The organism is Micromonospora sp. M42 (assembly GCF_000568915.1).
GTDB lineage: Bacteria > Actinomycetota > Actinomycetes > Mycobacteriales > Micromonosporaceae > Micromonospora > Micromonospora chalcea.
On the sequence record NZ_KK037233.1, the window covers coordinates 1,972,635 to 1,999,040 of the forward strand.

Sequence of the window (26,406 nt, forward strand, 5' to 3'; positions counted from 1 at the left end):
GGACGGCGTCGGGCTCCCCGACGGGGGCGGGGTCGGTCACGAAGGGCTCCGGGGGCTCGTGCGGCGGGGGTGACGCGGGTCAGCGCCGGCGCGACTGCAGCCGGGTCGCGATCTGCCGCAGCCGGGCCTGGTTCTCCGGCTTGGACATCTCACGCCGGCCGCGGTCGACCAACTGCTGGCCCCGCGGCGACCGCAGGAAGGCGGTGATCCGTTGCATCAGCGACATGGTGTCCTCCGTCCCGCGGTCCCCTTCATGTGTACCTGGGACCGGCAAGCCCCGTGATACCCGAATCGGCCCTTCGGCAACCACTCGTCCGGCTCAGCCCAGGATCTCGGCCACCACCTCGCCGGCCCGCCACTCATGCTGGGCGTACGCGTCCGGGAACGCCGAGATCTGCACCGCCTGGGCGGCCACCGACAGCGGCAGGTCCTGCCAGCCGGGGATCTCCTCCAGCGCGGACAGGAAGGCCTTCGTCGCGTACTCCGGGTCCATGAGCTGCTCGACGGTGCCCCAGCCGCTGCTCGGCCGCTGCTGGAACAGCCCGACCGAGTCGTGGTCCCAGCCGATGGCCTGGTGCGGGTAGTTCTGCGACTCGGTCAGCACGCCGCTGGCGTAGTTGAGCAGCGTGCTCTCCTGCATCGCGGTCGCCACCGCGATGACCAGGGCCCGGCGCGGCACGCCCATCTCCTTGCCGGCCTGCACGATCTTCTTGGCGTTGTTCATCTGGGTCCGGTCCAGGCCGGCGACCGGGACGATCTGCCGGACCGTCTTCGTCGGCTTCGGCTTGGGCTTGGCGGTCGCCTTCGGGCTCGCCGTCGCGGACGGGGCGGCGGTGGTCGGCGCGGTGGTCGGGCGGGCGCTCGCGCGGGAGGCGACGTCGGCCTCCGCGCGCTCGGCGACCTCCGCCGAGGGCGCCGGGGCGGCGGCGCGCTCCGGCGCGCCGAAGCCGGCCTGGCTGACGCCGACCAGGCCGAGGCAGCAGGCCGCGCCGGTGGCGACCGCGAGCTTGGTCCGGCCGGGCCGGGGGTTCATGGGGGCCCAGAAGCGGGTACGCCGGAAGAGTCCCTGGAGCCTCGTCGAACGGTTGGTGGAGGGGGTATCGTCCGAACGGTCAGCCGGGCGGCCGGGGCCGAACGGGTCGTCGAGGGTGCCGTCGCTACGCATCCGACGAGGCTAGGCGGGGCAAACCGGGATCACCCAGGCCTGTTGAGTGGCCCTCGCCACACTTCGGCCGACCCGGGCCGGACACTCGCGGCCTGCCGCGCCCAGCCGACGACAGACCTCGGGAACCCGGCGAATCACCCGCCGGCCACGCGCCGAAACTCTCCCGGCACGAACCTCGTAGATGTCCCGCTCCCGCCCGGTGATCGACTAACTCGTCCGTTCGGACGATCCGGATGTCGGCCGCCGGACCGGGGCGTAGCCGAATCGTGATCACCATCCGGGCATCAGAGGTGTCCGTAACGGAATGGACCACACCCCCCGGTACGTTTGCCGAACCGGGGAGACCGCACGTTCGGCGCTCCCCCGTACGCGTCGACAGGGAGGACCCCACCGGTGCTCGATCCACACGAGCTCTACGAACTCACCGACGAGCTGCCCGAGCTCGGCCAGCCGGTGCTGATCCAGGCGCTCACCGGCTTCGTCGACGCCGGCAACGCCACCCGGCTCGCCCGGGAACAGCTGCTCACCTCGCTCGACGCCCGGACGATCGCCCGCTTCGACGTCGACCAGATCTTCGACTACCGCTCGCGCCGCCCGGTGATGACGTTCGTCGAGGACCACTGGGCCGACTACGACGCCCCGGCGCTGGAGCTGCACCTCCTGCGCGACGACGACGAGACCCCGTTCCTGCTGCTCACCGGCCCCGAGCCGGACCTGCAGTGGGAGCGTTTCGTGGCCGCCGTCGCCGGCCTCTGCGCCCGCCTCGACGTCCGGCTCACCGTCGGGCTCAACTCGATCCCGATGGCGGTGCCGCACACCCGGCCCAGCGGCGTCACCGCGCACGCCACGCGCAAGGACCTGATCGCCGGCCACGAGCCGTGGCTGCAGAAGGTGCAGGTGCCGGCCAGCGTCGGTCACCTGCTGGAGTACCGCCTCGGCGAGCAGGGCCGCGACGCCCTCGGGTTCGCCGCGCACGTGCCGCACTACGTGGCCCAGGCCGAGTACCCGGCCGCCGCCGAGGCGCTGCTGTCCGCCGTGTCCCGCAGCACCGGCCTGCTGCTGCCGGTCGAGGACCTGCGCACCGCCGCCGAGGCGGTCCGGGTGGAGATCGACCGCCAGGTCACCCAGACCGAGGAGGCGGCCACGCTGGTGCAGGCGCTGGAGGAGCAGTACGACGCGTTCGCCCGCGGCCGGGGCGAGAAGAGCCTGCTCGCCGGCGAGACCGGTCCGCTGCCCACGGCCGACGAGCTCGGCGCCGAGCTGGAGCGCTTCCTGGCCGAGCAGACCCGCCCCGGCGACACCCCGGAGCGCTGAGGCGGCGGGACGGGCGGCGATGCGGCAGGCTGGGGCCATGCGCCTGGCGACCTGGAACGTCAACTCGGTGAAGGCCCGCCTGCCCCGGCTGCTCGACTGGCTGGCCACCACGAAACCCGACGTCGTGTGCCTGCAGGAGACCAAGTGCCCCGACGGGGCGTTCCCGGTCGCCGAGGTGGGCGAGCTGGGCTACGAGGTGGCCAGCCACAGCGACGGCCGGTGGAACGGTGTCGCCGTCCTGTCCCGGGTCGGGCTCGCCGACGTGGCGGTCGGCTTCCCGGGCGAGCCCGGCTTCCCCGAGCCCGAGGCCCGCGCCATCTCGGCCACCTGCGACGGGCTGCGGGTCTGGTCGGTGTACGTGCCGAACGGCCGCACGCCGGACGACCCGCACTACGCGTACAAGCTGGCCTGGTTCGCGGCGCTGCGCGACGCCCTGGAACCGGAGGTCGCCGGGCCCCTGCCGGTGGCCGTCTGCGGCGACTTCAACGTCGCGCCCACCGACGCCGACGTCTGGGACCCCGCGCTGTTCGCCACCTCCACCCACGTCACCCCGGCCGAACGGGCCGCCCTGGCCGCGCTGCGTGACCTCGGGCTGGAGGACGTGGTGCCGACGCCGATGAAGGGGCCGCACCCGTTCACGTACTGGGACTACCGGGCCGGGATGTTCCACCAGAACAAGGGCATGCGGATCGACCTGGTGTACGCGAGCGCGCCGTTCGCCCGCGCGGTCCGCTCCGCGTACGTGGACCGGGAGGCCCGCAAGGGCAAGGGTCCCTCGGACCACGCCCCGGTCGTGGTCGACGCCGACCTGACGCCGGCCGTCGAGACGTTCTGAGTCCGAGGCTCGTTAGGGTGGACGTATGGCAGTCGTGAAGATCAACGCGATCGACGTCCCGCCCGGCGCCGGCGAGGAGCTGGAGAAGCGGTTCGCGGCCCGGGCCGGCGCGGTGGAGAACTCCCCCGGTTTCCTCGGCTTCGAGCTGCTGCGCCCGGTCGCCGGGGAGAGCCGCTACTTCGTGTACACCCGCTGGGAGAGCGAGGAGGCGTACCAGGCGTGGGCGCAGGGCCCGTCCCGGGCCGCGCACGCCGAGGGCGGCGAGCCGCGCAAGCCGGTCGCCACCGGCGCGAACCTGCTGGAGTTCGAGGTGGTCCAGCAGGTCCCCGCCAAGCCCTGACCCCTTCCCCCTCCCCATCCCCCTTCTCCGTCGATCATGAAGTTAGCGGCGCTCGACGTCCGTTTTGTCACCGCCAACCTCATGATCGACGGGGCGGTGGCCCGTCAGGATGCCAGGGACGCGAAGACGATCACGTTGTCCTGGTAGCCGGTACGGCCGCCGACCCACTCGCCGCCGCAGGTGATCAGGCGCAGCTCGGCCGGACCTGAGTCGCCGTAGACCCGCGCGGCGGGCAGGTTCGCCTTGTCGAAGTACTCGACGCTGTCCACCTTGAACGTCACCACGCTGCGGTCCGCGCGGGTCACCTGGATCCGCGCGCCGGTTTTGAGCGAGCGCAGCCGGTAGAACACGGCCGGGCCGCTCTTGGTGTCGACGTGGCCCACGATGATCGCCCGACCCGGGTCGCCGGGCACCGCTCCCCTGTCGTACCAGCCGGTCTGGTCGTGCTCGGTCAGCGGCGGCACGTCCACCGAGCCGTCCTTCGCCTGCCCGACCGGGGTGACCGGCGCGTTGACCTTGATGGCCGGCACCGCCAGGCGTACCGGCCGGCTCGCCGGCTTCCGGGCCGGAGCGGCAGCGCTCGCCGGGGCCGCCGCCGCGCCCGAACCGCCCGATCCGCTCGACTCGGTCGACGCGTCGGCGAAGTCGAACGGCCCGGCTGTGCGCCCCAGCCCGGCCCCGGTGGCGAACACACCGACCAGCACCAGCACCACTGCCAGCGGCTTCGACCAGGAGCCCCGGCCCCGGCCCCGCCCGCCCGGCGATGCCGGTGGCGGCTCGACAGGCGGCGGCCCGGCGGGGCGTGGGCGCAGGGCCGGCGGATCGGCCGACGGCGGATACCACGGTCGCGACGCGGCGGGCGGCGGCATCCACGGCCGCGACCCGGAGACCGGCACGGCAGACGATCCGGTCCCGGCGGACGGACCCGTCCCGGCGGCAGACCCACTCCCCGAGCGCGGGCCGGTCCGGGGCGCGGCGGCCGGATCAGCCCTGGAGAACCGGGCGGCGTCGGCGGGCGGCCCGGCCCGGGACGGCCGGGCCGAGCCCGTGGGCGGCGCGGCGGGCGGGGGCAGAGCCACGAACGGCCAGCCGGAGCGCCGGGATGCGGCGGGCGGCGGGACGAAGTGCTCGGCCATGGCGGGCCTCAGCGTCCGGCGGCGCCACGGGCGTGGCGGCGGGACGCGGCCACACCGAGCCCGGCGCCGACCATGGTCACTGCCAGTCCGACCGGCACCAGCAGGCCGCCGAGGCCGGGACCGGCCGTGCCGCCGAACCCGGTCGCCGGGCCGCGGCTGGGCAGGTGACTGGGCGGGTGGGTCGGCTGCCGGGTGGGCTGCCCCTGCTTGACCACCTGGAGCATGGTGGAGGCGGTCTCCCCGCCCGGGCACTCCAGCTTGACCCGGTAGTTGCCGGGCCGGGTGCGCTCGTGCACCATCGGCGTGGCGGTGAGCAGGCCGCGCTGCGGCTGCACCTGGATCTTGCCGAACGCGTCCGAGGTGACGATCGCCGGCACGGTGTTGTTCCGGCAGCTCGCCCGGATGCCGACCAGGTAGCCGGGCGACACGGTGCCCGGGGTGACCTCCACGAAGATCACGTCGGCCGGGGGCTGTTCCGGCACCGGCTCGGCGGCGCGCGGCGCGGCCTGGGCGGGCAGCGCGCCGACCAGCGGGGCGGCGCACGCGGCGACCGCGACCAGCAGCGCCTCACGTACCCTGAACGACCCCATGACCCCTCCCGGCGTACGGGATGAATCCTCTCACCCCCGGCCGCACATCACATCCGATCCGGGCTAGGCTCGGCTCGTTGTGACCCTCACCGACCTTCCCGCCGCCCGCATCCGCACCTTCCATCCGCGTCGCGGGCGGATGAGCGACCGGCAGCGCGACGCGCTGGACCGGCTCTGGCCCGCGTACGGCCTCAGGATCGCCGCCCTCGACGGGCCGTGCGATCCGGCGGCGCTGTTCGGACGGCGGGCGCCGCTGGTGCTGGAGATCGGCTCCGGCATGGGCGACGCCACCGCCGCCATGGCGGCGGCCGACCGGGACCGACACTATCTGGCGGTCGAGGTCCATACGCCGGGAATCGCCAACCTGCTCGACCTGGTGGAACGCCACGGTCTGGACAACGTACGGGTGGCCGAGGGCGACGCGCTGGACCTGGTCCGTGCCATGCCGGAGGGCTGCCTGGACGCGGTGCACGTCTTCTTCCCGGACCCGTGGCCGAAGACACGCCACCACAAGCGGCGGATCATTCAGCCGGCGCACGTGGCGCTGCTGCGCTCCCGGCTGGCCCCGGGCGGCACGTTGCACTGCGCGACGGACTGGGCCGAGTACGCCGGGTCGATGCGCGAGACGCTCACCGCCGACCCGGAGCTGGTCGACGTACACGGCGGCTACGCGCCGCGTCCGGCGCACCGGCCGGTGACGAAGTTCGAGCGCCGCGCGCTGACCGCGGGCCGGGAGGTCTTCGACCTGATCCACCGGCGGCGCTGAACCCGTTGCGCTGAACCCGGTTGGCGCGGCGCGGTGTGATCCAGGCACGATGGGAGCCGCCATGACTCTCACCGCCGCGCTGCCGAAGACCGCCGATCCCGACACCCTCTACGACGCGTTCGCCTCCTGGGCGTCCGAGCGCGGCCTGAATCTCTATCCCCATCAGGAGGAGGCGGTCATCGAGATCGTCTCCGGCGCGAACGTGATCATGAATACGCCGACCGGCTCGGGCAAGAGCCTGGTGGCGATCGCGGCGCACTTCGCGGCGCTGGCCGACGACCGCACGACCTTCTACACCGCGCCGATCAAGGCGCTGGTCTCGGAGAAGTTCTTCGCGCTCTGCGAGGTCTTCGGCGCCGAGAACGTCGGCATGCTCACCGGCGACGCCAGCGTCAACGCGGACGCGCCGATCATCTGCTGCACCGCGGAGATCCTGGCCAACCTGGCGCTGCGCGAGGGCCGCCGCGCCGACGTCGGCCAGGTAGTCATGGACGAGTTCCACTTCTACGCCGAGCCGGACCGGGGCTGGGCGTGGCAGGTGCCGCTGATCGAGCTGCCGCAGGCCCAGTTCGTGCTGATGTCGGCCACGCTCGGCGACACCACCCGCTTCGTCGACGACCTGAGCCGGCGCACCGGGCGGCCGACCGCCGTCGTCCGCTCGGCCGAGCGGCCGGTCCCGCTCCTCTTCTCGTACGCGACCACGCCGCTGCACGAGACGCTCGAGGAACTGCTGGAGACCAAGCAGGCCCCGGTGTACGTGGTGCACTTCACGCAGGCCGCCGCGCTGGAACGCGCCCAGGCGCTGATGAGCGTGAACGTCTGCACCCGCGCGGAGAAGGACATGATCGCGCAGGCGATCGGCAACTTCCGGTTCACCTCCGGCTTCGGCAAGACGCTGTCCCGGCTGGTCCGCCACGGCATCGGCGTGCACCACGCCGGCATGCTCCCGAAGTACCGCCGCCTGGTCGAGACGCTCGCCCAGGCCGGCCTGCTCAAGGTCATCTGCGGTACGGACACGCTCGGCGTCGGCATCAACGTGCCGATCCGCACCGTGCTGTTCACCGGTCTCTCGAAGTACGACGGGGTGCGGACGCGCCTGCTGAAGGCCCGCGAGTTCCACCAGATCGCCGGCCGGGCCGGACGGGCCGGGTTCGACACGCTGGGCCGGGTCGTGGTGCAGGCCCCCGAGCACGTGATCGAGAACGAGAAGGCCCTCGCGAAGGCCGGTGACGACCCGAAGAAGCGTCGCAAGGTGGTGAAGAAGAAGCCGCCGGAGGGCTCGATCGGCTGGGGTGAGCCGACGTTCCAGCGCCTGGTCGAGGCCGAGCCGGAGCCGCTCACGTCCAGCTTCCAGGTCAGCCACTCGATGCTGCTCAACGTGATCGGCCGTCCCGGCGACGCGTTCGCCTCGATGCGGCACCTGCTCACCGACAACCACGAGGACCCGGCCGCGCAGCGCCGGCACATCCGCCGGGCCATCGCCATCTACCGCGCGCTGCGGGCCGGCGGCGTGGTCGAGGAGCTGCCCGAGCCGGACGAGACCGGCCGCCGGGTACGCCTCACCGTCGACCTCCAGCTCGACTTCGCGCTCAACCAGCCGCTGTCACCGCTGGCGCTGGCCACAGTGGAACTGCTCGACCGGGAGTCACCGTCGTACGCGCTCGACGTGCTCAGTGTGATCGAGTCGATCCTGGACGACCCGCGCCAGGTGCTGTCCGCGCAGCAGTTCAAGGCCCGCGGCGAGGCGGTCGCCGCGATGAAGGCCGAAGGCATCGAGTACGAGGCACGCCTCGAACTGCTCGACGAGGTGACCTGGCCCAAGCCGCTGGCGGAGCTGCTGGAGTCCGCGTACGAGATGTACCGGCAGGGCCACCCCTGGGTCGCCGACCACCAGCTCTCCCCCAAGTCGGTGGTCCGCGACATGTACGAGCGGGCCATGACGTTCCCCGAGTACGTGCAGTTCTACGGGCTGTCCCGCTCCGAGGGGCTGGTGCTGCGCTATCTCGCCGACGCGTACAAGACGCTGCGGCAGACCGTCCCGGAGGACGCGAAGACCGAGGAGCTGGTCGACCTCATCGAGTGGCTGGGCGAGCTGGTCCGCCAGGTCGACTCCAGCCTGATCGACGAGTGGGAGCGGCTGCGCAACCCGTCGGACGTGGCCGAGGTGGCCGCCTCGCTGGACGACCGGCCGCCGGCGGTCACCCGCAACGCTCGGGCGTTCCGGGTGCTGGTGCGCAACGCGATGTTCCGTCGCGTCGAGCTGGCCGCGCTGCGCCGCTGGGACCTGCTCGGCGAGCTGGACGCCGGCGACGGCTGGAACGCCGACGCCTGGGCCGACGCGCTGGAGCCGTACTTCGAGACGTACGACGCGATCGGGGTGGGGCCGGACGCGCGCGGGCCGGCGCTGCTGATGATCGAGCAGGGCCGCGAGAAGTGGACCGTACGGCAGATCCTGGACGACCCGGACGGCGACCACGACTGGGGCATCAGCGCCGAGATCGACCTCGCCGCCTCCGACGAGACCGGCGCGGCGGCGGTCCGGATCACCGACGTCGGCCAGCTGTAGGACTACGCGAAAAAGGGCCGCCCGGGATGTCCGGGCGGCCCTTTTCGTGCCCTGGGCGATGTCAGACCCGTCGATTAGAATGTATGTACTAATCGAGCTGTTGACCTGGGAGGATGCTCGTGACTGCGCCCACCTCCGCGACCCCTGTCACCCCCTACGCCACCCTCCTCGGATTCACCCGGTACGTCGACCGCACCGGGCCCACCAAGGCCACCTTCGTCGGCGGGCTGCGCCGGCAGCGGGCCAGCCGGCACGGCTTCAACCCGCACGGCCAGTTCGTCAAGGCGCTCAAGGCCGACGTCGCGTTCCACACCGGCGGAACCCACCTCGCGCAGGTCGCCGACCTGGTCAAGCCGCGCTGGCGCCCGCTCTACGAGGCGCTGGTTCCGGGCGCGACCCGCTGGCTGCAGTCGCTGGGCGAGCCGGCCGGCGTCGACCTGGCGCAGACCCGCGACGCGCTGGCGATGCTGGGTGACCTGCCCGTGAAGATCAACCCGCAATTCGGTGTGCGGTACGCCGACGGCCGGGCCGAGGCGATCCGGCTGCACTTCGACGAGGCGCCGCCGAGCGAGGAGGCGACCCTGGCCACGCTGCACCTGATGGCCCGGCACATGGACGCGGTACTGCCGCACGCCGAGCCGGTCCTGGTCGACGTGCGGCGAGGCGAGGCGCACCGGATGCCCGCCGACGTCAAGCCCGAGCAGATCGAGCAGTGGCTGGCCGGTGAGGCAGCCGCGTTCCGCGCCATCTGGTCCACCGCCGCCTGACCGACCGATCCGATCCGGCTCACCGCCGCCCCACCGAACGGCCGTCCCGCACCCGGGACGGCCGTTCGGCGTGCTGCGCCCGGGGCGATCGACCGGGCCGGAGCAGCCGCCGCGGCGGGGCGACACCGTCCCTCGTGTGCGCTTTCCCCTCTGGGCTCAGGTTAGTGGCATATGTGAGTAATAGTCGGGAACAACCCGCCTGACTCCGCCTCGCCCCCGCCGGTCGTCGTCTCGTCCCGCCGCCCGTCGTCCGTCGAGGAGCACCAGTGGTAACAAACGACTCGCCTGTCGTACCCCCACTGCGGACCGCCCGCGCCGCGCGCCCGGTACGCGGACGCCTCATCCTGCTCGGGCCCGCGTTCGTAGCGGCGGTCGCCTACGTCGACCCCGGCAACTTCGCCACCAACTCCACCGCCGGGGCCCGGTACGGCTATCTGCTGGTCTGGGTGGTGGTGGCGGCGAACCTGGCCGCCATGCTGGTGCAGACGCTCACCGCCAAGCTCGGCCTGGCCACCGGGCGCAGCCTGCCCGAACTGTGCCGGGAGCACCTGCCCCGGCCGCTGAACCGGGTCATGTGGGCGCAGGCCGAACTGGTAGCCATGGCCACCGACCTGGCCGAGGTGATCGGCGGGGCGGTCGCGCTGTACCTGCTGTTCGGCGTCCCGCTGCTGCCCGGCGGCCTGATCGTCGGCGCCGCCTCGTCCGCCATCCTGGCGCTGCGCTCCAGAGGTTTCCGGACGTTCGAGATCGCCATCGCGGTGCTGCTCGGGGTGATCGTGCTGGCGTTCGCGGTCAACCTGGTCACCGCGCAGCCGGACGTGTCCGACGCCGCGGCCGGCCTGCTGCCCCGCATGCAGGGCACCGACAGCATGCTGCTCGCCGCCGGCATCCTGGGCGCGACGGTGATGCCGCACGTCATCTACGTGCATTCGGCGCTGACGCCGAACCGCCTGCCCGCTGAGGGCGAGGCGCAGCGACGGGTGATCGCCAAGGGCCTGCGGGTCGACGTGCTGATCGCGCTCGGCGTCGCCGGGGCGGTCAACCTGGCCATGCTGCTGGTGGCGGCGAGCAGCTTCCACGGCACGTCGATCCCGGGCACCGACACCCTCGAAGGTGTGCACGCCGGGCTCGCCACCACGCTCGGTACGGCCGCGGCGGTCGGCTTCGCGGTCGCGCTGCTCCTGTCCGGCCTCGCCTCCACGAGCGTCGGCACGTACGCCGGTGAGATCATCATGCAGGGCTTCCTGCGCCGCCGGATCCCGCTGCTGATCCGCCGGATGATCACGCTGCTGCCCGCGCTGGCGGTGCTCGCGATCGGCGTCAACCCGACCCGGGCGCTGGTGCTGTCGCAGGTGGTGCTGAGCTTCGGCATCCCGTTCGCGCTGATCCCGGTGGTGATGTTCACCCGGCGCCGGGACCTGATGGGCAGCCTGGTCAACCGGCGGGCCACCACCGCCGCGGCGGTGGCGATCACGGCGTTCGTGGTGGCGCTCAACGCGTTCCTGCTCTGGCAGGTGGCCGCCTGAAACACGCCAGCGCCCGTCCGGCCTCGTGCGGCTGGACGGGCGCTGGTGATCGGGACTCAGGCGGCCAGGTACTTCTCCAGGTCGTCCAGGATCTTGTTGGCGGCGCCCACGCCGATGCCGGTCATCCAGATCTCGTCGGAGACCACGTGCGCCTTGCCGGCCTTGACCGCGGACAGGCCCTTCCACAGCGTGCCGCCGGTGACCTTGGCCTGCTCGGCGGCGGCCTTCTCGCCGTACGCGGTCACGAACACCACGTCGCCGTCGGCCTCGGCGATGCGCTCCGGGCTGACCCGGTCCATCCGCTTGTCCTCCTTGCCGGCGAGCATCTGCCGCTCGGGGCGGCCCAGCCCGGTGTCGCCGACGACGATGCCGGAGAACGAGTCCGGCCCGTACAGGCGGATCTCGGTCGGCATGAAGCGCACGATGGAGACCTTGCGGGACGCGGCGTCGCCGAGCTTCGCGCCGAAGTCCTTCGCCCGCTTCTCGTACTCGGCCAGCAGGTCCTTGGCCTGCTGCTCCTTGCCCAGCGCCGCGCCGTCGAGGAGGAAGTTCTCCTTCCAGGTGATGCCGACCTTCTCGGTGAACACGGTCGGGGCGATCTTGGACAGCTCGTCGTAGAACTTCTCCTGGCGGAACTTGCTGCCCAGGATGAGGTCCGGGTTGAGCGCGTTGATCGCCTCCAGGTCCGGCTCGGTGAGCACGCCGACCTCGGTGATGCCGGCGAGCTTGTCCGCGCCGAAGTAGGTGGGCCAGCTCTTCGCCTCACCGGCGGTGGCCGCGCCGACCGGGGTGACGCCGAGCGACAGCGCGGTGTCGATCTTGTCGGTGTCGAGCACGACCACGCGCTTCGGCTCGGCCGGCACCTTCGTGGTGCCCATGGCGTGGGTGATCTCCCGGGTCTCCCCGGTGCCGGCGCCGCCGACGGGATCGCTCTCCCCGCAGGCGGTGAGACCGACGCCGAGGGCGAGCGCGGCGGTGAGTGCGACGGCGAGACGACGCATGGTGTTCCTTTCGGTGGTGCGGGTCGGCGCGCTCAGGCGTCGCCGACGGGGGCGCCGGCCGTGGCCGGCGTGGCGGCCGGAACGGCCGAGGTCTGGGTGAGGGCCGGCACCACGAGCGGGGCGCCGCTGACCGGGCAGGGCACGACCACGCAGTCCAGCCCGAACACGTCGCGGACCAGGTCGGCGGTGAGGATCTCGCGCGGCTCGCCGGCGGCGACCACCGCGCCGTCGCGCATGGCGATCAGGTGACCGGCGTACCGGGCCGCCTGGTTGAGGTCGTGCAGCACGGCCACCACGGTCCGGCCCCGCTCGGCGCGCAGCCGGTGCAGCAGGTCCAGCACCTCCACCTGGTGGGCCAGGTCGAGGTACGTGGTGGGCTCGTCCAGCAGCAGCGCGTCGGTGTCCTGGGCCAGCGTCATGGCGATCCACACCCGCTGGCGCTGGCCGCCGGAGAGCGTGTCCACCGCCCGGTCGGCCAGCCCGGCGACATCGGCCAGCCGCATGGCTTCCTCGACCGCCCGGCCGTCCTCGGCCGACCACTGCCGCCACCAGCGCTGGTAGGGCTGCCGGCCGCGCCCGACCAGGTCGGCCACGGTGATCCCCTCGGGCACCAGCGGGCTCTGCGGCAGCACGCCGAGTCGCCGGGCCACGTCCCGGGTGGGCAGGTCCCGGATCGCCGCGCCGTCGAGCAGCACCGCGCCCCGCCGGGGCGTGAGCAGCCGGGCCATGGTGCGCAGCAGCGTCGACTTGCCGCAGGCGTTCGGGCCGACGATCACGGTGAACGTGTCGGCCGGCAGGTCGAGGTCCAGTCCGTCCAGCACGGTCCGGCCCTCGTAGCCGACGACCAGGTCGCGGGTGGACAGCAGCGCGGTCACGAGCGCCTCCCTCGGGTGCGCAGCAGCACGAAGATCAGGTACGGCCCGCCGATCGCCGCGGTCAGCACGCCGGCCGGCAGTTGGGTGGGCGCCAGCAGCCGCCGGGCGCCCAGGTCGGCGAGCACCAGCAGCAACGCGCCCAGCAGCGCGGCGCAGAGCAGCGGCGGTCGCTCGGTCCGGGCCAGCCGGCGGGCCACCTGCGGGGCCACGAGCGCCACGAAGTCCACCGCGCCCACCTGGGCGGTGACCATCGCGGCGGCCAGCACGCCGGTGCCGGCCAGGCCGATGCGCCGGGCCACCGGCCGCAGGCCGATCCCCCGCGCGGTGTCGTCGTCGAGCGTGCTGCTGCGCAGCGCCCAGCCGGCCCAGAGCAGCACCGGCAGCAGCACGGCGAGCGTGCCGGCGATCCAGGCCGCCTCGCTCCACCCCTTGCCGGCGAGCGTGCCGATGAGCCAGATCTGCGCGCGCAGCCCGTCGATCGGGTCGGCGGTGAGCATGACGACCTCGATCAGCGCCCGGAACGCGAACGCCACCGCCACGCCGGCGAGCACGAACCGCTGGGCGGCCAGGCCGTGCCGGGCGCCGAGCGCGAACACCAGCACCGCCGCGGCCAGGCCGCCGAGCAGCGCCGCCGGCGCCACCAGCACCGCCGCCGCCCCGCTGGTCAGCGCGATCGTGGCGGCCAGCCCGGCGCCCTGGGTGACGCCGATGACGTCGGGGCTGGCCAGGGGGTTGCGGGCCACGCTCTGGATCAGCGTGCCGGCCACGCCGAAGGCCGCACCGGCCACCGCCGCGAGGACGGCGCGGGGCAGTCGCAGGTCGCGCACCACGAGGTCGTACGGGGTGCCCGCGCCGGAGAGCGACCGCACCACGTCGACGGGGGCCACGTACGGCGTCCCCAGCGACAGGCTGATCACCACCGCGAGGCAGAGCAGCACGAACAGCACCAGCGCCAGAACGACAGGACGCCACCGGAACGGCACCACCACCGCCGCCCCGACCCGCAGAACCCCGCGCCCGGCCCCCAGCGGCCCACGTCGTTGATCTTGCACTTGCTGCCCCGACCGCGCCGGGATCGCCCCTTTCGCCGGGGCGGCAAGTGCAAGATCGCGGGAGTCTGTGCGGGGGACCGGGGTGGTCATGTCGTCACCGTTTTGGCTCGGTGGACCAGGTAGGCCAGCAGCGGGGCGCCCAGCAGGGCGGTGATGATGCCCGCGGGGATCTCGCCGGGCGGGGCGACCAGGCGGCCCGTCACGTCGGCCGCCAGCACCAGCGCGGGGCCGAGCAGCGCGGCGACCAGCAGCGTCCACCTGTGGTCGGCGCCCACGAGCGCCCGGGCCAGGTGCGGCACCGCCAGCCCGACGAACGCGATCGGCCCGGCTGCGGCCACCGCGGCGCCGGTGAGCAGCACGCCACCGCCACCGGCGGCCAGCCGGACCAGGGCGACCCGGTGGCCGAGCCCCCGGGCCACGTCGTCGCCGAGGGCCAGCGCGTCCAGGCCACGGGCGGCCAGCAGGGCCAGCAGCACCCCGGCCGCCACGAACGGAAGCACCTGACCGGCCACGCCGACGCCCCGGCCGGTCAGCCCGCCGACCACCCAGAAGCGGTACTCCTCGAACGTGCGGGCGTCGATGCTGAGCAGCGCGTACACGATGGCGCCGAGACCGGCGTCGAGGGCCGCGCCGACGAGCGCGAGGGTGACCGGGCTGGCGCCGTCGCGGGCGCGGTTGGCGACCGCGAACACGAGCAGCCCGGTGAGCAGCGCGCCGGCGATACCGAACCAGACGTACCCGGCGAGCGTGCCGACCCCGAACACGGCGATGGCCAGCACCACGCCGAACGAGGCCCCGGCGCTGATGCCGAGGATGCGCGGCTCGGCCAGCGGATTGCGGGTGACCGCCTGGAACAGCACCCCGGCCAGCGCCAGCGCGAGGCCGACGACCAGCCCGAGGACGGTACGCGGCAGCCGCATGTCCCGGACGACAGTGGTCGCGTCGCCACCGTCCGGTGACACCAACGCGTGCCACACCTGGTCGACCGGGATGTGCCGGCTGCCGAGCGCCAGGCTGGCCAGCAGCGCCAGCAGGAGCAGGAGCGCCGCCGCCACGGTGACCGCGACGCGGCGGGGTGCGCCACGGCGGGCGGGGGCCCCGGCCCGCGCGGGCCGGACGGCGACGGTGGTCACGGGGTGGCACGCCTTCCGGTTAGGTACGCCTCACCTTAGCTGACCTGGTAAGGCGCACCTAACCCGCCGGTGTCGATGCCCGGCAACCCCTAGCCTGAGGACATGCGATTCGACAGGCACACGGTGGTGCTCCTGGTCCGTCCGGACGACGCGCCGGACCTGCCGCAGGACGCGCTCGACCGGATCCAGGACGCCCACCTGGCGCACCAGGCCGGGCTGGTGGAGCAGGGCGCGGTGCTCGCGGCCGGGCCGTTCCTGGACGGCGACGACGGACGCGTCCGCGGTTTCGTGGTGCTGTCGGTGGACCCGCAGATGGCCCGCGAGCTGTACGCGAACGACCCGGCGGTCCGCGCGGGCCGGCTCGTCGCGCAGGTCAGCAGCTGGATGGTGCCGGAGGGTCAGGTCCGCTTCGAGCAGGTGCCGGTACCCCGCTCGATGCTGGAGGCCGCGGCCGGCGACTGAGCGTTGCGGCTCAGCGCGCCGGACCGGAGCGCCGGTCAGTCCTCGGCGGCCTGCCGGACGCCCGGCACCACCGGGGTCGGCCACAGCGGGGCACGCGGTCCGGCCGGCACCTCGACCTGCTGGTCGGACCAGACGTACGTCTCGGGGAGCAGGTCGGCGATCGGGACCGCGCGCAGCCCGTCGGGCGGCCCGACGATCACCCGGATCGCCGGGAAGTAGTCGAGCAGCACCTGACGGCAGCGCCCGCACGGCGGGATGACCCCCCGGCCCCGGTCCCCCACCGCGACGATCGTCTCCAGCTCGCCGGCGCCCTGGGTCGCGGCGGCCCCGATCGCCACCACCTCGGCGCACGGGCCGCCGGTGAAGTGGTAGACGTTGACGCCGCTGAACACCCGGCCGTCGGTGCTGCGTACGGCGGCGGCGACGGTGTGGTTGTCGCTGCGGCAGCGCAGCTTCGCCACGGCGGTGGCGGCCTGCACGAGCGCCCGGTCGGTGTCCCGCATGATCATCCCCGCCCCTCGTCGGCCTCGTCGGCCCCCGTCGGCGGCAACTTTATCCCCGCCGGGCGGCCCGCCGGTGACGGCGCGCCCGTCGCCGGTAACCCGGGGGCGGTCCGCCGCGCGGCTGCCTATCCTTGGCGACGACATGCAGAAGCCAGCCGTACCCGCCGCCCCTGACACCGCCCGCGACCTGCACCGCCGCCTCGCCCCGCTGATGTTCCGCGACCAGCGCCGGCTCCAGCGGCGGCTCGACGGCGTGCGCCGGCTGCGTGACCCGCAGCGGCGGGACGCGGCGCTGGCCGAGATCGGGGCCGAGGTGACCCGGGCGGAGGCCCGGCTGGAGTCGCGCCGCGCGGCCGTGCCGGCGATCACCTACCCGGCGCAGTTGCCGGTGAGTGAGCGCAAGGACGACATCGCCGCCGCGATCCGCGACCACCAGGTGGTGATCGTGGCCGGTGAGACCGGCTCCGGGAAGACCACCCAGCTCCCAAAGATCTGCCTGGAGCTGGGGCGCGGGATCACCGGCCTGATCGGGCACACCCAGCCCCGGCGGCTGGCGGCCCGTACGGTCGCCGACCGGATCGCCGACGAGCTCGGCACCGAGCTGGGCGACGTGGTCGGCTACAAGGTGCGCTTCACCGACCAGGTGGGCGAGAACAGCCTGGTCAAGCTGATGACCGACGGCATCCTGCTGGCCGAGTTGCAGACCGACCGGATGCTGCGGCAGTACGACACGCTGATCATCGACGAGGCACACGAGCGCAGCCTCAACATCGACTTCATCCTCGGTTACCTCAGGCAGCTCCTGCCCCGCCGGCCCGACCTCAAGGTGGTCATCACCTCGGCGACCATCGAGACCGACCGGTTCGCGAAGCACTTCGCCGACGCCGAGGGCAACCCGGCGCCGGTGGTCGAGGTGTCCGGACGCACCTATCCGGTGGAGGTCCGCTACCGGCCGCTGGTCGAGGTGACCGAGGCCGAGGAGGAGGACGAGGCCGACGAGGAGAACGTCCGGGACCAGATCCAGGCCATCGGCGACGCGGTCGAGGAGCTGGCCGCCGAGGGGCCGGGCGACATCCTGGTGTTCCTCAGCGGCGAGCGGGAGATCCGCGACACCGCCGACGCGCTGGGCAAGCTGGTCCAGAAGAAGCGGTCGCTGCTCGGCACCGAGATCCTGCCGCTGTACGCCCGGCTGTCCACCGCCGAGCAGCACCGGGTCTTCGCCGCGCACTCCAACCGCCGGGTGGTGCTGGCCACCAACGTCGCGGAGACCTCGCTGACCGTGCCCGGCATCAAGTACGTGGTGGACCCGGGCACCGCCCGGATCTCCCGCTACTCCAGCCGGCTGAAGGTGCAGCGGCTGCCGATCGAGCCGGTCTCGCAGGCCAGCGCCAATCAGCGCAAGGGCCGCTGCGGGCGTACCTCGGACGGCATCTGCATCCGCCTCTACGACGAGCAGGACTTCGACTCCCGCCCGGAGTTCACCGACCCGGAGATCCTGCGCACCAACCTGGCCTCGGTCATCCTGCAGATGACGGCGATCGGGCTCGGCGACGTCGCCGCGTTCCCGTTCATCGACCCGCCGGACCGGCGCAACATCACCGACGGCGTGAACCTGCTGCACGAGCTGGGCGCGCTCGACCCGGCCGAGACCGACCCGGCGAAACGGCTCACCGCGCTGGGCCGGCGGCTGGCACAGCTCCCGGTCGACCCCCGGCTGGCCCGGATGGTCCTGGAGGGCGAACGCAACGGCTGCGCCACCGAGGTGGTGGTGATCGCCGCCGCGCTGTCCATCCAGGACCCGCGCGAACGCCCGGCCGACAAGCAGGCCCAGGCCGACCAGGCGCACGCCCGGTTCGCCGACAAGGAATCCGACTTCGTCGCGTACCTGAACCTGTGGCGCTACCTGCGGGAGAAGCAGCGGGAGCTGTCCTCCAGCGCGTTCCGCCGGATGTGCAAGGCCGAATACCTCAACTACCTCCGGGTACGGGAGTGGCAGGACATCGTCAGCCAGTTGCGCCAGGTGCTGCGAACCTCGGACAAGGGTGAGGGCCGGCGCGGCGCCGGCGCCGACCTGCCGGAGGAGATCGACACCCCGAAGGTGCACCAGTCGCTGCTGCCCGGCCTGCTGTCGCACCTCGGCCTCAAGGACGCGCAGAAGCACGAATACCTGGGCGCGCGGGGCGCGAAGTTCGGGATCTTCCCCGGGTCGGCGCTGTTCAAGAAGCCGCCGCGCTGGGTGATGGCCGCCGAGCTGGTGGAGACGTCCCGGCTGTGGGGGCGGGTGGCCGGGCGGGTCGAGCCCGAGTGGGTCGAGCCGCTGGCCCAGCACCTGGTCAAGCGCAGCTACAGCGAGCCGCACTGGGAGAAGAAGCAGGCCGCGGTGATGGCCTACGAGAAGGTCACGCTGTACGGCATCCCGCTCGTCACCTCGCGCAAGGTGAACTTCGGGCGGATCGACCCGGTGCTCAGCCGGGAGCTGTTCATCAGGCACGCCCTGGTGGAGGGCGACTGGCAGACCCACCACCACTTCTGGCGGGACAACCAGAAGCTGCTGACCGAGATCGAGGAGCTGGAGAACCGGGCCCGGCGCCGCGACATCCTGGTCGACGACGAGACCATCTTCGCCTTCTACGACCAGCGCATCCCCGCCGACGTGGTCTCCGGCCGGCACTTCGACTCGTGGTGGAAGAAGACCCGCCGGGAGCGGCCGGACCTGCTCACGTTCACCCGCGAGCTGCTCGTCAACGACGGCCGGGGCGGGGTGGACGAGGAGGACTTCCCGGACGAGTGGCGGGCCGACGGCGTGACGCTGCCGCTGACGTACACGTTCGACCCGACCGCGCCGACCGACGGCGTCACTGTGGACATCCCGCTGCCGCTGCTCAACCAGGTGCCGGCGGAGAGCTTCGACTGGCAGGTGCCCGGGCTGCGCGAGGAGCTGGTGATCGCGCTGATCCGGTCGCTGCCCAAGCCGGTGCGGCGCAACTTCGTGCCGGTGCCCGACTACGCGCGCGCCGCGCTGGCCGCGATCACGCCGGGCGAGGAGCCGCTGCTGGCCGCGCTGACCCGGCAGCTCCGCCGGATGACCGGCGTGACAGTGCCGCCGGACGCCTGGGACCCGGGGAAGCTGCCGCCGCACCTGCGGGTCACGTTCCGGGTGCTCGGCGAGGACGACAAACCGGTCGCCGAGGGCAAGGACCTGCCGGCGCTGCAACGCGAGCTGCGCCAGGAGGTACGGCAGGTCGTGGCCGCCGCCGCGCCGGACGTGGCCCGTTCCGGGCTGACCGAGTGGTCGATCGGCGCGCTGCCGCGCACCATCGAGCAGGTCCGCGCCGGCTTCGCGGTGACCGCGTACCCGGCGCTGGTGGACGAGGGCGCCACCGTCGGGGTGAAGGTGTTCGACTCGGCCGCCGAGCAGGAGGCCGCGCACTGGGCGGGCACCCGCCGGCTGCTGCGGCTGACGCTGCCGTCGCCGGCGAAGTTCCTCCAGGGGCGGCTGAGCAACGAGGCGAAGCTGGCGCTGTCCCGCAACCCGCACGGCAGCGTGCCGGAGCTGATCGAGGACGCGGCCGGGGCGGCGATCGACAAGCTGATCGGCGACGCGGGCGGCCCGGCCTGGGACGCCGAGGGCTTCGCCGCGCTGCGCGACAAGGTGCGGGCCGACCTGGTGGACACCGTGGTCGAGGTGATGGACCGGGTCCGCCGGGTGCTGGCCGCCGCGTACACGGTGGAGCAGCGGCTCGGCGCGACCCGCAACTTGGCGGTGGTGGCCGCGCTGGCCGACATCCGTGCCCAGCTCACCGGCCTGGTGCACAAGGGCTTCATCACCGAGACCGGCTACGCGCGCCTGCCCGACCTGCTGCGCTACCTGACCGCGATCGAGCGGCGGCTGGACCGGCTGCCCGGCAACCCGCAGCGCGACAAACAGCAGCAGGACCGGATCGCGGTGGTGCAGAAGGAGTACCAGGACATGCTCGCCGCGCTGCCCCCGCCGCGGCGCGCGACCCCGGCGGCCCGCCAGATCCGCTGGATGATCGAGGAGCTGCGGGTGAACGTGTTCGCCCAGGCCCTCGGCACCCCGTACCCGGTCTCCGAGCAGCGCATCTACCGGGCCATGGACGACGCCGAGGGCCGCTGAGCCGCCGCGCCGGCCGACGCCGGCGCGGCGGTCCGGTCAGCGGCGGATCACCGCGCCGAAGCCGAGCCAGCGACCGGCGTACGGCCCCTCCACGAGGCGGACGTGCTCGCGGCCGTTGAGCACCGAGCGGCCGTCGATGGCCACCGCGTCACCGACCCGGTAGGTGGTGGGCACCGACTTCATCAGCCCGGCGGCGTCGATCGAGTACGCCGGTGGCGCGTCGACGGCTATCGTGCCGGGCCGGTGCAGCTTGTAGCCGAACCCGGCGCAGATGCCGACCTGGTACCGGTAGGGCGAGTACTCCTGCACGTAGTAGCCGGCCAGGGTGCCGGCGGTGATCGCGTACCAGATCCCGGTCTGCCGCATGATCTTCACGCGGTCGCCGGAGGGCGCGGCGCTGGCGCGGGCCAGCGTCATCTTCGTCCGCGCGGTCACCGTGCCGGCGCTGTTGAACTTGTACGCGGTGTGCGTGCCGGAGGAGAACCGGATGTTGCCCTTCACGCCGTAGGGCGGGTAGTCGGTGTACCAGAGGTCGGCGAGCTGGGCCAGGTACGTGTCACCGGTGATGGCGTACTGCTGGACGAACTGGAACATGTGGGTGGAGTGGTACTGGCCGGCGTCGATGCCGTGGGTCAGGCAGTAGCGGCTGCGCCAGTGCCGCACCCGGGTCTTCTCCCACACGTCCCGGTAGGTGGTGATCGCGCCCTGCAGCATCAGCTTGGCGTCGGCGTTGCGGGTGAGCACCCAGTAGTCGTACAGGCCGTACGCGGAGAACATGTGCCCGTTGTAGGTGCGGTCGCCGCGGACCGCCTTCGGGTGCGGGTACTCCTCCAGCCACAGCAGACCGTCCACCACGTACACGCCCCACGGCTGGCCGGCCGCCGCGGGCAGCAGGTACGAGGCGAAGGTGGCGTCCGCGGCGCCCTTCCACTTCGTCTCGCCGGTGCGCTGGTAGAGCCGGGTGAACAGGCTCAGCGCCTGCCCCTGGGCCATCATCGAGTACCAGGGCGCCGGGTAGAGGTCGGGGCCGCCGTGCAGCCGGTGGTCGAACGGGTACGGATAGAACCACGCGCCGGAGCGCAGCGTGCGGCGGTCGATCAGGCGCTGCGCCTGCCGCTTCGCCCGGTCCAGGTATGTCAGGTTCCCGGTGATCCGGTGGGCCTCCATCAGGTGCAGGCCGTACTGCGCCTGCGCGACCGGGTGGTCGTAGAGCCGGCCGCCGAGGCGCACCATGCGCACCCCGGTGGAGTCGTGCACACCGGGATCGACGAGCGGGACCGGCGAGGTCATGTGGTAGGGCTCGATGCCGATCGGCAGTTCCCGGATCTCGAAGTCGTCGTACCGGAACTGGAACGGCACCGACGCCGCGCCGGCGTACCGGCGGGTCGGTCCGCCGACGCGGCCGGCGCCCGGGGTGGAGGCCGCGCGCGGGGCCAGCCGGGGCATGTCCCGGGCCGGGATCGCGGACAGATTCGGCAGTGGCTCGACCGGCCCCGGCGGGCCGATCTCCAGGGCCGGGTCGATGACCGGGTCCGCCGGCGCCAGGAGCGAGGTCGCCGGGGACGCCGCGGCCCAGGCGGGGCCACCGCCGAGCAGCGGGACCGAGGCGGCGGCCAGGGAGCCGGCGACGACGGCACGCCGGCTCAGTGCAGGTGTCGGGCCGGCGGCCCCGGACGGGTCTTGATGGCGCATGCGAACCTCCCGTGTCTTCACATGCCGGGCATCAGCCTTCCCATGCTGTTCCGGTCGGCCGGGACGAGCAAGGACATTCGTCGCGACATGTCGGAGATCCGTCAAATGGCGGCAAGCGGCTCGACACCGGCGGGGAGCTGGTCGGCGGCGGTGGCGTCGTGGACGTACTCCAGGAGGATGCGGCGCAGCTCGCGCCCGGCGTGGGTGGGGACCACGTCGCGGCGGCGGGCCACCGCGATGGTCCGGCGGACCCCGGGCGGTACGAGCCGGGTGACCCGGATGCCGGCGCGGCGGGCCACCACGATGCCGGGCACCAGCGCGACGCCGAGCCCGGCCTCGACGAAGCTGAGCACGGCGTCCATCTCTCCGCCGTCGACGGACAGGGTCGGCTCGAACCCGGCCGCCCGGCACGCCTGGAGCGTGGCGTCGCGCAGGTCGTAGCCCTCGCGGAACATGACCAGCGGCTGGTCGCGCAGGTCGGTGATGCGCAGCTCCCCGGCTTCCGAGGCGCCCGGCAGCGGGTCGACCGAGGCGACCACCAGGCTCTCGCGCAGGATCGGGTCGGCGCGCAGCCCCGGGTCGGTGCCGGCCGACGGCATGATGATCAGGGCGAGGTCGAGGTCGCCGCGGAGCAGGTCCCGGACGAGATCCTGCGAGCCGCCCTCCTCCACGCGCAGGTCGATCGTGGGGTGCGCGTCGCGGAACCGGCGCAGCACCGGCGGGGCAAGCGAGGTGGCCAGGCTGGGCGTGGCGCCGAGCCGGACCCGGCCCCGGCGCAGCCCCACCAGTTCCTGCACCTCGCGGGTGGCGGTCTCCACGTCGGCGAGGATCCGCTTGGCCAGCGGCAGCAGCACCTCGCCGGCCGCGGTGAGGGTGATGTTGCCCCTTACCCGTTCGAACAGCGGGGCCCCCAGGTCGGCCTCCAGCGCGTGAATTTGCTTACTCAACGAGGGCTGGGTTATGCCGACAAGATCGGCCGCCTGGGTGAAATGTCGTACTTCGGCGACCGCCACGAAGTACCGAAGCTGATGGAGCTGCATCTACATAGCCTACGGCTATCAACGCTGCGATTTCGATGCATTGGACGCCTGATCGAAGTGCTCCTAGCGTCGTTCGCGTGGTAATCACGAAAACTCGGTCGCCCATCCGCTCCAATGTCGGCCTCAAGGCCGTCATGGCGGTGACGGGCATCATTCTGGTGCTGTTCCTGATCGCGCACATGCTCGGCAACCTGAAGATCTTCACGGGCGAGACCTCGTTCGACCACTACGCGCACTGGCTGCGCGACATCGGCACGCCACTGCTGCCGACGACGTGGTTCCTGTGGATCCAGCGCACCGTGCTCACCGTCGCCGTGCTGGGGCACATCGGCGCGGCCACGCTGCTCGCGATGCGGTCCCGGGCCGCCCGCCCGGTGCGGTACGCGCACCGCCGCAAGATCCACGTGAACTACGCGGCCCGCACGATGCGCTGGGGTGGTGTGATCATCCTGCTCTTCGTGATCTACCACATCCTCGACCTGACCACGGGTCACCTGAACCCGCAGGGCGACCCGGCCAACCCGTACGGCAACGTCGTCGCCGACTTCGCGCCGGAGCGGTGGTACGTCACGCTCTTCTACACCCTCGCGCTGGTGACCCTCGGCTTCCACCTGCGCCACGGCGCGTTCAGCGCGTTCCGCAGCCTCGGCCAGCAGACCCCGAAGGGCGAGCGCCGGGCCAGGATCGCCGCGCTCGTCTTCGCCGTCGCGCTCGTCGGCGGCTACCTGCTGGTCCCGTTCGCCGTGATCACCGGATTGGTGTCCTGACATGGATCTGTACCGCGAAGGCGACCCGATCGCCGACACCCGGGCCCCGGACGGCCCGATCGAGACGCGGTGGGAGCGCCACCGCTTCGAGATGAAGCTGGTCAACCCGGCCAACCGCCGCAAGATGACGGTGATCGTGGTCGGCACCGGCCTGGCCGGCGGTTCCGCCGCCGCCACGCTGGCCGAGCAGGGCTACCAGGTGCGGTCCTACTGCTACCAGGACAGCCCGCGCCGGGCCCACTCGATCGCCGCGCAGGGCGGCATCAACGCCGCCAAGAACTACCGCAACGACGGCGACTCGGTGCACCGCCTCTTCTACGACACGGTCAAGGGCGGTGACTTCCGCTCCCGGGAGTCGAACGTGCACCGGCTGGCCGAGGTGTCGGTCAACATCATCGACCAGTGCGTGGCGCAGGGCGTGCCGTTCGCCCGCGAGTACGGCGGCCTGCTGGACACCCGCTCCTTCGGCGGCGCGCAGGTGCAGCGCACCTTCTACGCCCGGGGCCAGACGGGCCAGCAGCTGCTGCTCGGCGCGTACCAGGCGCTGGAGCGGCAGATCGGCCTGGGCAACGTGGAGATGAACGCCCGCCACGAGATGCTCGAACTGGTGATCGTCGACGGCCGGGCGCGCGGCATCGTGGTCCGCGACATGGTCACCGGCGAGATCAGCACCGAGATGGCCGACGCGGTGGTGCTCGCCACCGGCGGCTACGGCAACGTCTTCTACCTCTCCACGAACGCCAAGGGCTGCAACGTCACCGCCTCCTGGCGGGCGCACCGCAAGGGCGCGTACTTCGCCAACCCCTGCTACACGCAGATCCACCCGACCTGCATCCCGGTCTCCGGCGACCACCAGTCGAAGCTGACCCTGATGAGCGAGTCGCTGCGCAACGACGGCCGGGTGTGGGTGCCCAAGGCCAAGGGCGACCAGCGCAGCCCCCGGGAGATCCCCGAGGACGAGCGGGACTACTACCTGGAGCGGATCTACCCGTCCTTCGGCAACCTGGTCCCCCGCGACATCGCCTCCCGCGCCGCGAAGAACGTCTGTGACGAGGGACGCGGCGTCGGCCCGACCGGCCTCGGCGTCTACCTCGACTTCGCCGACGCGATCAACCGGCTCGGCCGCAAGGCCATCGAGGCCAAGTACGGCAACCTCTTCGAGATGTACGAGCGGATCACCGGCGAGGACCCGTACGAGGTCCCGATGCGGATCTACCCCGCCGTGCACTACACGATGGGTGGCCTCTGGGTCGACTACGACCTGCAGTCGAGCATCCCCGGCCTGTTCGTGATCGGTGAGGCCAACTTCTCCGACCACGGCGCGAACCGGCTCGGCGCCTCGGCGCTGATGCAGGGCCTCGCGGACGGCTACTTCGTGCTGCCGAACACGCTCGCCAACTACCTGGCCTCCTCCGGCCCGCTGGACAAGGTCGACGCGAGCCACCCCGAGGCGGTCGCGGCGCGTACCGACGTCGAGGACCGGATCAAGCGGCTGCTCGCGATCAACGGCGACCGCACCGTGGACTCGTTCCACCGTGAGCTGGGCCAGATCATGTGGGAGCACTGCGGCATGGAGCGCTCCGAGGCCGGGCTGCGCAAGGCGATCGACGAGATCCGCGCGCTGCGCGAGCAGTTCTGGCAGCGGGTGCGCGTGCCGGGCGACGGCGAGGGGCTCAACCAGTCGCTGGAGAAGGCCGGCCGGGTGGCCGACTTCTTCGAGCTGGCCGAGCTGATGTGCATCGACGCGCTGCACCGCGAGGAGTCCTGCGGCGGTCACTTCCGGGCCGAGCACCAGACGCCCGACGGCGAGGCGCAGCGCGACGACGACCGGTTCGCGTACGTGGCGGCCTGGGAGTACACCGGCACCGGTGAGCCCGTGCTGCACAAGGAAGACCTGACCTTCGAATACGTCCACCCCACGCAGCGGAGCTACAAGTGAACCTGACCCTGCGCATCTGGCGCCAGCACGGCCCCGAGGACAAGGGTCGGATGGTGACCTACCCGGTGCAGGACGTGTCCCCGGACATGTCCTTCCTGGAGATGCTCGACGTGCTCAACGAGCGGCTGATCCTCGACGGCGAGGAGCCGGTCGCGTTCGACCACGACTGCCGCGAGGGCATCTGCGGCATGTGCAGCCTCATGATCAACGGTGAGGCGCACGGCCCGCAGCGCGGCACCACCGCCTGCCAGCTGCACATGCGGCAGTTCTCCGACGGCGACACGATCGACATCGAGCCGTGGCGGGCCCGGGCCTTCCCGGTCGTCAAGGACCTGGTGGTCAACCGCAACGCGTTCGACCAGATCATCGCCGCCGGCGGCTACGTCACCGCGCCGACCGGCAGCGCACCGGAGGCGCACTCGGTGCCGGTGCCGAAGGCCGACGCCGACGCCGCGTTCGAGTCGGCCGCCTGCATCGGCTGCGGCGCCTGCGTGGCGGCCTGCCCGAACGGCTCCGGCATGCTGTTCACCGCCGCGAAGATCACCCAGCTCTCGCTGCTGCCGCAGGGCCAGCCGGAGCGCTACACCCGGGTGATCGGCATGGTGGACGCGCACGACGAGGCCGGCTTCGGCGGCTGCACGAACATCGGCGAGTGCGCGGCGGCCTGCCCGAAGGGCATCCCGCTGAACACCATCGGCCGGCTCAACCGGGACTACCTGAAGGCGACCGCCAAGCGCGCCGGCTCCTGACCGGACACGGCACGACCCACGCGACCGCCGCACCCCGCATCCAGGGGTGC

General features: G+C 72.7%; 23 protein-coding genes. 12 read left to right on the forward strand and 11 right to left on the reverse strand.

The annotated features are described in order from the left end of the window. Positions 1 to 79: 79 nt before the first annotated feature. Positions 80 to 226, reverse strand: a complete 147-nt coding sequence (locus MCBG_RS32955) for a hypothetical protein (protein WP_166456378.1) — start codon at positions 224 to 226, stop codon at positions 80 to 82. 93 nt (positions 227 to 319) lie between these two features. Further along, positions 320 to 1,165 carry a hypothetical protein gene (locus tag MCBG_RS08915; protein ID WP_043325064.1) on the reverse strand — a complete coding sequence of 282 codons (846 nt, stop codon included), beginning with the start codon at positions 1,163 to 1,165 and terminating at the stop codon, positions 320 to 322. A gap of 393 nt (positions 1,166 to 1,558) precedes the next feature. On the opposite strand from MCBG_RS08915, the gene MCBG_RS08920 reads away from it, so the two are divergent. From MCBG_RS08920 to MCBG_RS08930, 3 genes are read left to right on the forward strand one after another with little or no spacing between them, the layout of a single operon-like run. Further along, positions 1,559 to 2,479 (forward strand): proteasome assembly chaperone family protein, encoded by a 921-nt coding sequence (locus MCBG_RS08920; RefSeq protein ID WP_043325065.1) that lies wholly within the window; start codon positions 1,559 to 1,561, stop codon positions 2,477 to 2,479. 37 nt (positions 2,480 to 2,516) lie between these two features. Further along, positions 2,517 to 3,314 carry an exodeoxyribonuclease III gene (locus MCBG_RS08925; RefSeq protein WP_043325066.1) on the forward strand — a complete coding sequence of 266 codons (798 nt, stop codon included), beginning with the start codon at positions 2,517 to 2,519 and terminating at the stop codon, positions 3,312 to 3,314. Between the two features lie 25 nt (positions 3,315 to 3,339). Then, entirely contained in the window at positions 3,340 to 3,654 is a 315-nt protein-coding gene (locus MCBG_RS08930; protein WP_043325067.1) for an antibiotic biosynthesis monooxygenase family protein, read from the forward strand. A 104-nt stretch (positions 3,655 to 3,758) separates the two neighbouring features. On the opposite strand, the gene MCBG_RS08935 is transcribed toward MCBG_RS08930, so the two are convergent. Both MCBG_RS08935 and MCBG_RS08940 read right to left on the reverse strand, forming a co-directional pair. Beyond that, positions 3,759 to 4,466 carry a class F sortase gene (locus tag MCBG_RS08935; RefSeq protein WP_223201427.1) on the reverse strand — a complete coding sequence of 236 codons (708 nt, stop codon included), beginning with the start codon at positions 4,464 to 4,466 and terminating at the stop codon, positions 3,759 to 3,761. 332 nt (positions 4,467 to 4,798) lie between these two features. Continuing rightward, complete coding sequence (locus tag MCBG_RS08940) at positions 4,799 to 5,380, reverse strand: hypothetical protein (protein ID WP_043325069.1); 582 nt, start codon at positions 5,378 to 5,380, stop codon at positions 4,799 to 4,801. A gap of 79 nt (positions 5,381 to 5,459) precedes the next feature. Between MCBG_RS08940 and trmB the strand changes: the two genes are divergently transcribed. The 4 genes from trmB to MCBG_RS08960 all read left to right on the forward strand — a co-directional run bounded on the left by trmB (position 5,460) and on the right by MCBG_RS08960 (position 11,005). Next, the gene (gene trmB, locus MCBG_RS08945; RefSeq protein ID WP_043325070.1) at positions 5,460 to 6,146 is read left to right on the forward strand and encodes a tRNA (guanosine(46)-N7)-methyltransferase TrmB; all 687 of its coding nucleotides are present in this window, start codon (positions 5,460 to 5,462) and stop codon (positions 6,144 to 6,146) included. Between the two features lie 61 nt (positions 6,147 to 6,207). After that, positions 6,208 to 8,712, forward strand: a complete 2,505-nt coding sequence (locus MCBG_RS08950) for a DEAD/DEAH box helicase (protein ID WP_043325071.1) — start codon at positions 6,208 to 6,210, stop codon at positions 8,710 to 8,712. Positions 8,713 to 8,831: 119 nt separating this feature from the next. Next, complete coding sequence (locus tag MCBG_RS08955; RefSeq protein WP_043325072.1) at positions 8,832 to 9,479, forward strand: hypothetical protein; 648 nt, start codon at positions 8,832 to 8,834, stop codon at positions 9,477 to 9,479. Positions 9,480 to 9,745: 266 nt separating this feature from the next. Then, positions 9,746 to 11,005, forward strand: coding sequence for an Nramp family divalent metal transporter (locus tag MCBG_RS08960; RefSeq protein WP_043325073.1), 1,260 nt, complete (start codon positions 9,746 to 9,748; stop codon positions 11,003 to 11,005). A 56-nt stretch (positions 11,006 to 11,061) separates the two neighbouring features. On the opposite strand, the gene MCBG_RS08965 is transcribed toward MCBG_RS08960, so the two are convergent. From MCBG_RS08965 to MCBG_RS08980, 4 genes are all read right to left on the reverse strand, one after another. Continuing rightward, a complete protein-coding gene (locus MCBG_RS08965) occupies positions 11,062 to 12,006 on the reverse strand; it encodes an ABC transporter substrate-binding protein (protein ID WP_043325074.1) in 945 nt (314 codons plus the stop codon). Positions 12,007 to 12,038: 32 nt separating this feature from the next. Further along, positions 12,039 to 12,881: an ABC transporter ATP-binding protein gene (locus MCBG_RS08970; protein WP_043325075.1), complete on the reverse strand. Its 843-nt coding sequence runs from the start codon at positions 12,879 to 12,881 to the stop codon at positions 12,039 to 12,041. Beyond that, complete coding sequence (locus tag MCBG_RS08975) at positions 12,878 to 13,867, reverse strand: FecCD family ABC transporter permease (protein WP_223201136.1); 990 nt, start codon at positions 13,865 to 13,867, stop codon at positions 12,878 to 12,880. The genes MCBG_RS08970 and MCBG_RS08975 overlap by 4 nt, the downstream gene beginning before the upstream one ends. A 152-nt stretch (positions 13,868 to 14,019) precedes the next feature. Continuing rightward, on the reverse strand, positions 14,020 to 15,066 hold the full coding sequence (locus MCBG_RS08980) for a FecCD family ABC transporter permease (protein WP_043325076.1): 1,047 nt from the start codon (positions 15,064 to 15,066) through the stop codon (positions 14,020 to 14,022). 102 nt (positions 15,067 to 15,168) lie between these two features. Here MCBG_RS08980 and MCBG_RS08985 point away from each other — a divergent pair, with 102 nt between their 5' ends. Further along, the gene (locus tag MCBG_RS08985; RefSeq protein ID WP_013285335.1) at positions 15,169 to 15,528 is read left to right on the forward strand and encodes a YciI family protein; all 360 of its coding nucleotides are present in this window, start codon (positions 15,169 to 15,171) and stop codon (positions 15,526 to 15,528) included. Positions 15,529 to 15,563: 35 nt separating this feature from the next. Here the strand turns inward: MCBG_RS08985 and MCBG_RS08990 are convergent, their stop codons facing one another. Next, positions 15,564 to 16,037, reverse strand: a complete 474-nt coding sequence (locus tag MCBG_RS08990; protein ID WP_043325077.1) for a cytidine deaminase family protein — start codon at positions 16,035 to 16,037, stop codon at positions 15,564 to 15,566. 136 nt (positions 16,038 to 16,173) lie between these two features. Between MCBG_RS08990 and hrpA the strand changes: the two genes are divergently transcribed. Further along, positions 16,174 to 20,169, forward strand: coding sequence for an ATP-dependent RNA helicase HrpA (hrpA, locus tag MCBG_RS08995; RefSeq protein ID WP_043325078.1), 3,996 nt, complete (start codon positions 16,174 to 16,176; stop codon positions 20,167 to 20,169). A 36-nt stretch (positions 20,170 to 20,205) separates the two neighbouring features. Here hrpA and MCBG_RS31110 read toward each other — a convergent pair whose 3' ends face one another. Next, positions 20,206 to 21,861 (reverse strand): D-glucuronyl C5-epimerase family protein, encoded by a 1,656-nt coding sequence (locus MCBG_RS31110; RefSeq protein ID WP_051611076.1) that lies wholly within the window; start codon positions 21,859 to 21,861, stop codon positions 20,206 to 20,208. 101 nt (positions 21,862 to 21,962) lie between these two features. Continuing rightward, complete coding sequence (locus tag MCBG_RS09005) at positions 21,963 to 22,901, reverse strand: LysR family transcriptional regulator (RefSeq protein WP_043325079.1); 939 nt, start codon at positions 22,899 to 22,901, stop codon at positions 21,963 to 21,965. Positions 22,902 to 22,936: 35 nt separating this feature from the next. Here MCBG_RS09005 and MCBG_RS09010 point away from each other — a divergent pair, with 35 nt between their 5' ends. Genes MCBG_RS09010 through MCBG_RS09020 form a run of 3 tightly spaced genes read left to right on the forward strand, consistent with a single transcriptional unit; the run spans position 22,937 to position 26,356 of the window. Further along, entirely contained in the window at positions 22,937 to 23,668 is a 732-nt protein-coding gene (locus tag MCBG_RS09010; RefSeq protein ID WP_176722908.1) for a succinate dehydrogenase cytochrome b subunit, read from the forward strand. Between the two features lies 1 nt (position 23,669). Beyond that, positions 23,670 to 25,607 (forward strand): fumarate reductase/succinate dehydrogenase flavoprotein subunit, encoded by a 1,938-nt coding sequence (locus MCBG_RS09015; RefSeq protein WP_043325081.1) that lies wholly within the window; start codon positions 23,670 to 23,672, stop codon positions 25,605 to 25,607. Further along, entirely contained in the window at positions 25,604 to 26,356 is a 753-nt protein-coding gene (locus tag MCBG_RS09020) for a succinate dehydrogenase/fumarate reductase iron-sulfur subunit (protein ID WP_030499798.1), read from the forward strand. Before MCBG_RS09015 ends, MCBG_RS09020 begins: the two co-directional genes overlap by 4 nt. The last annotated feature ends 50 nt before the right edge of the window (positions 26,357 to 26,406 follow it).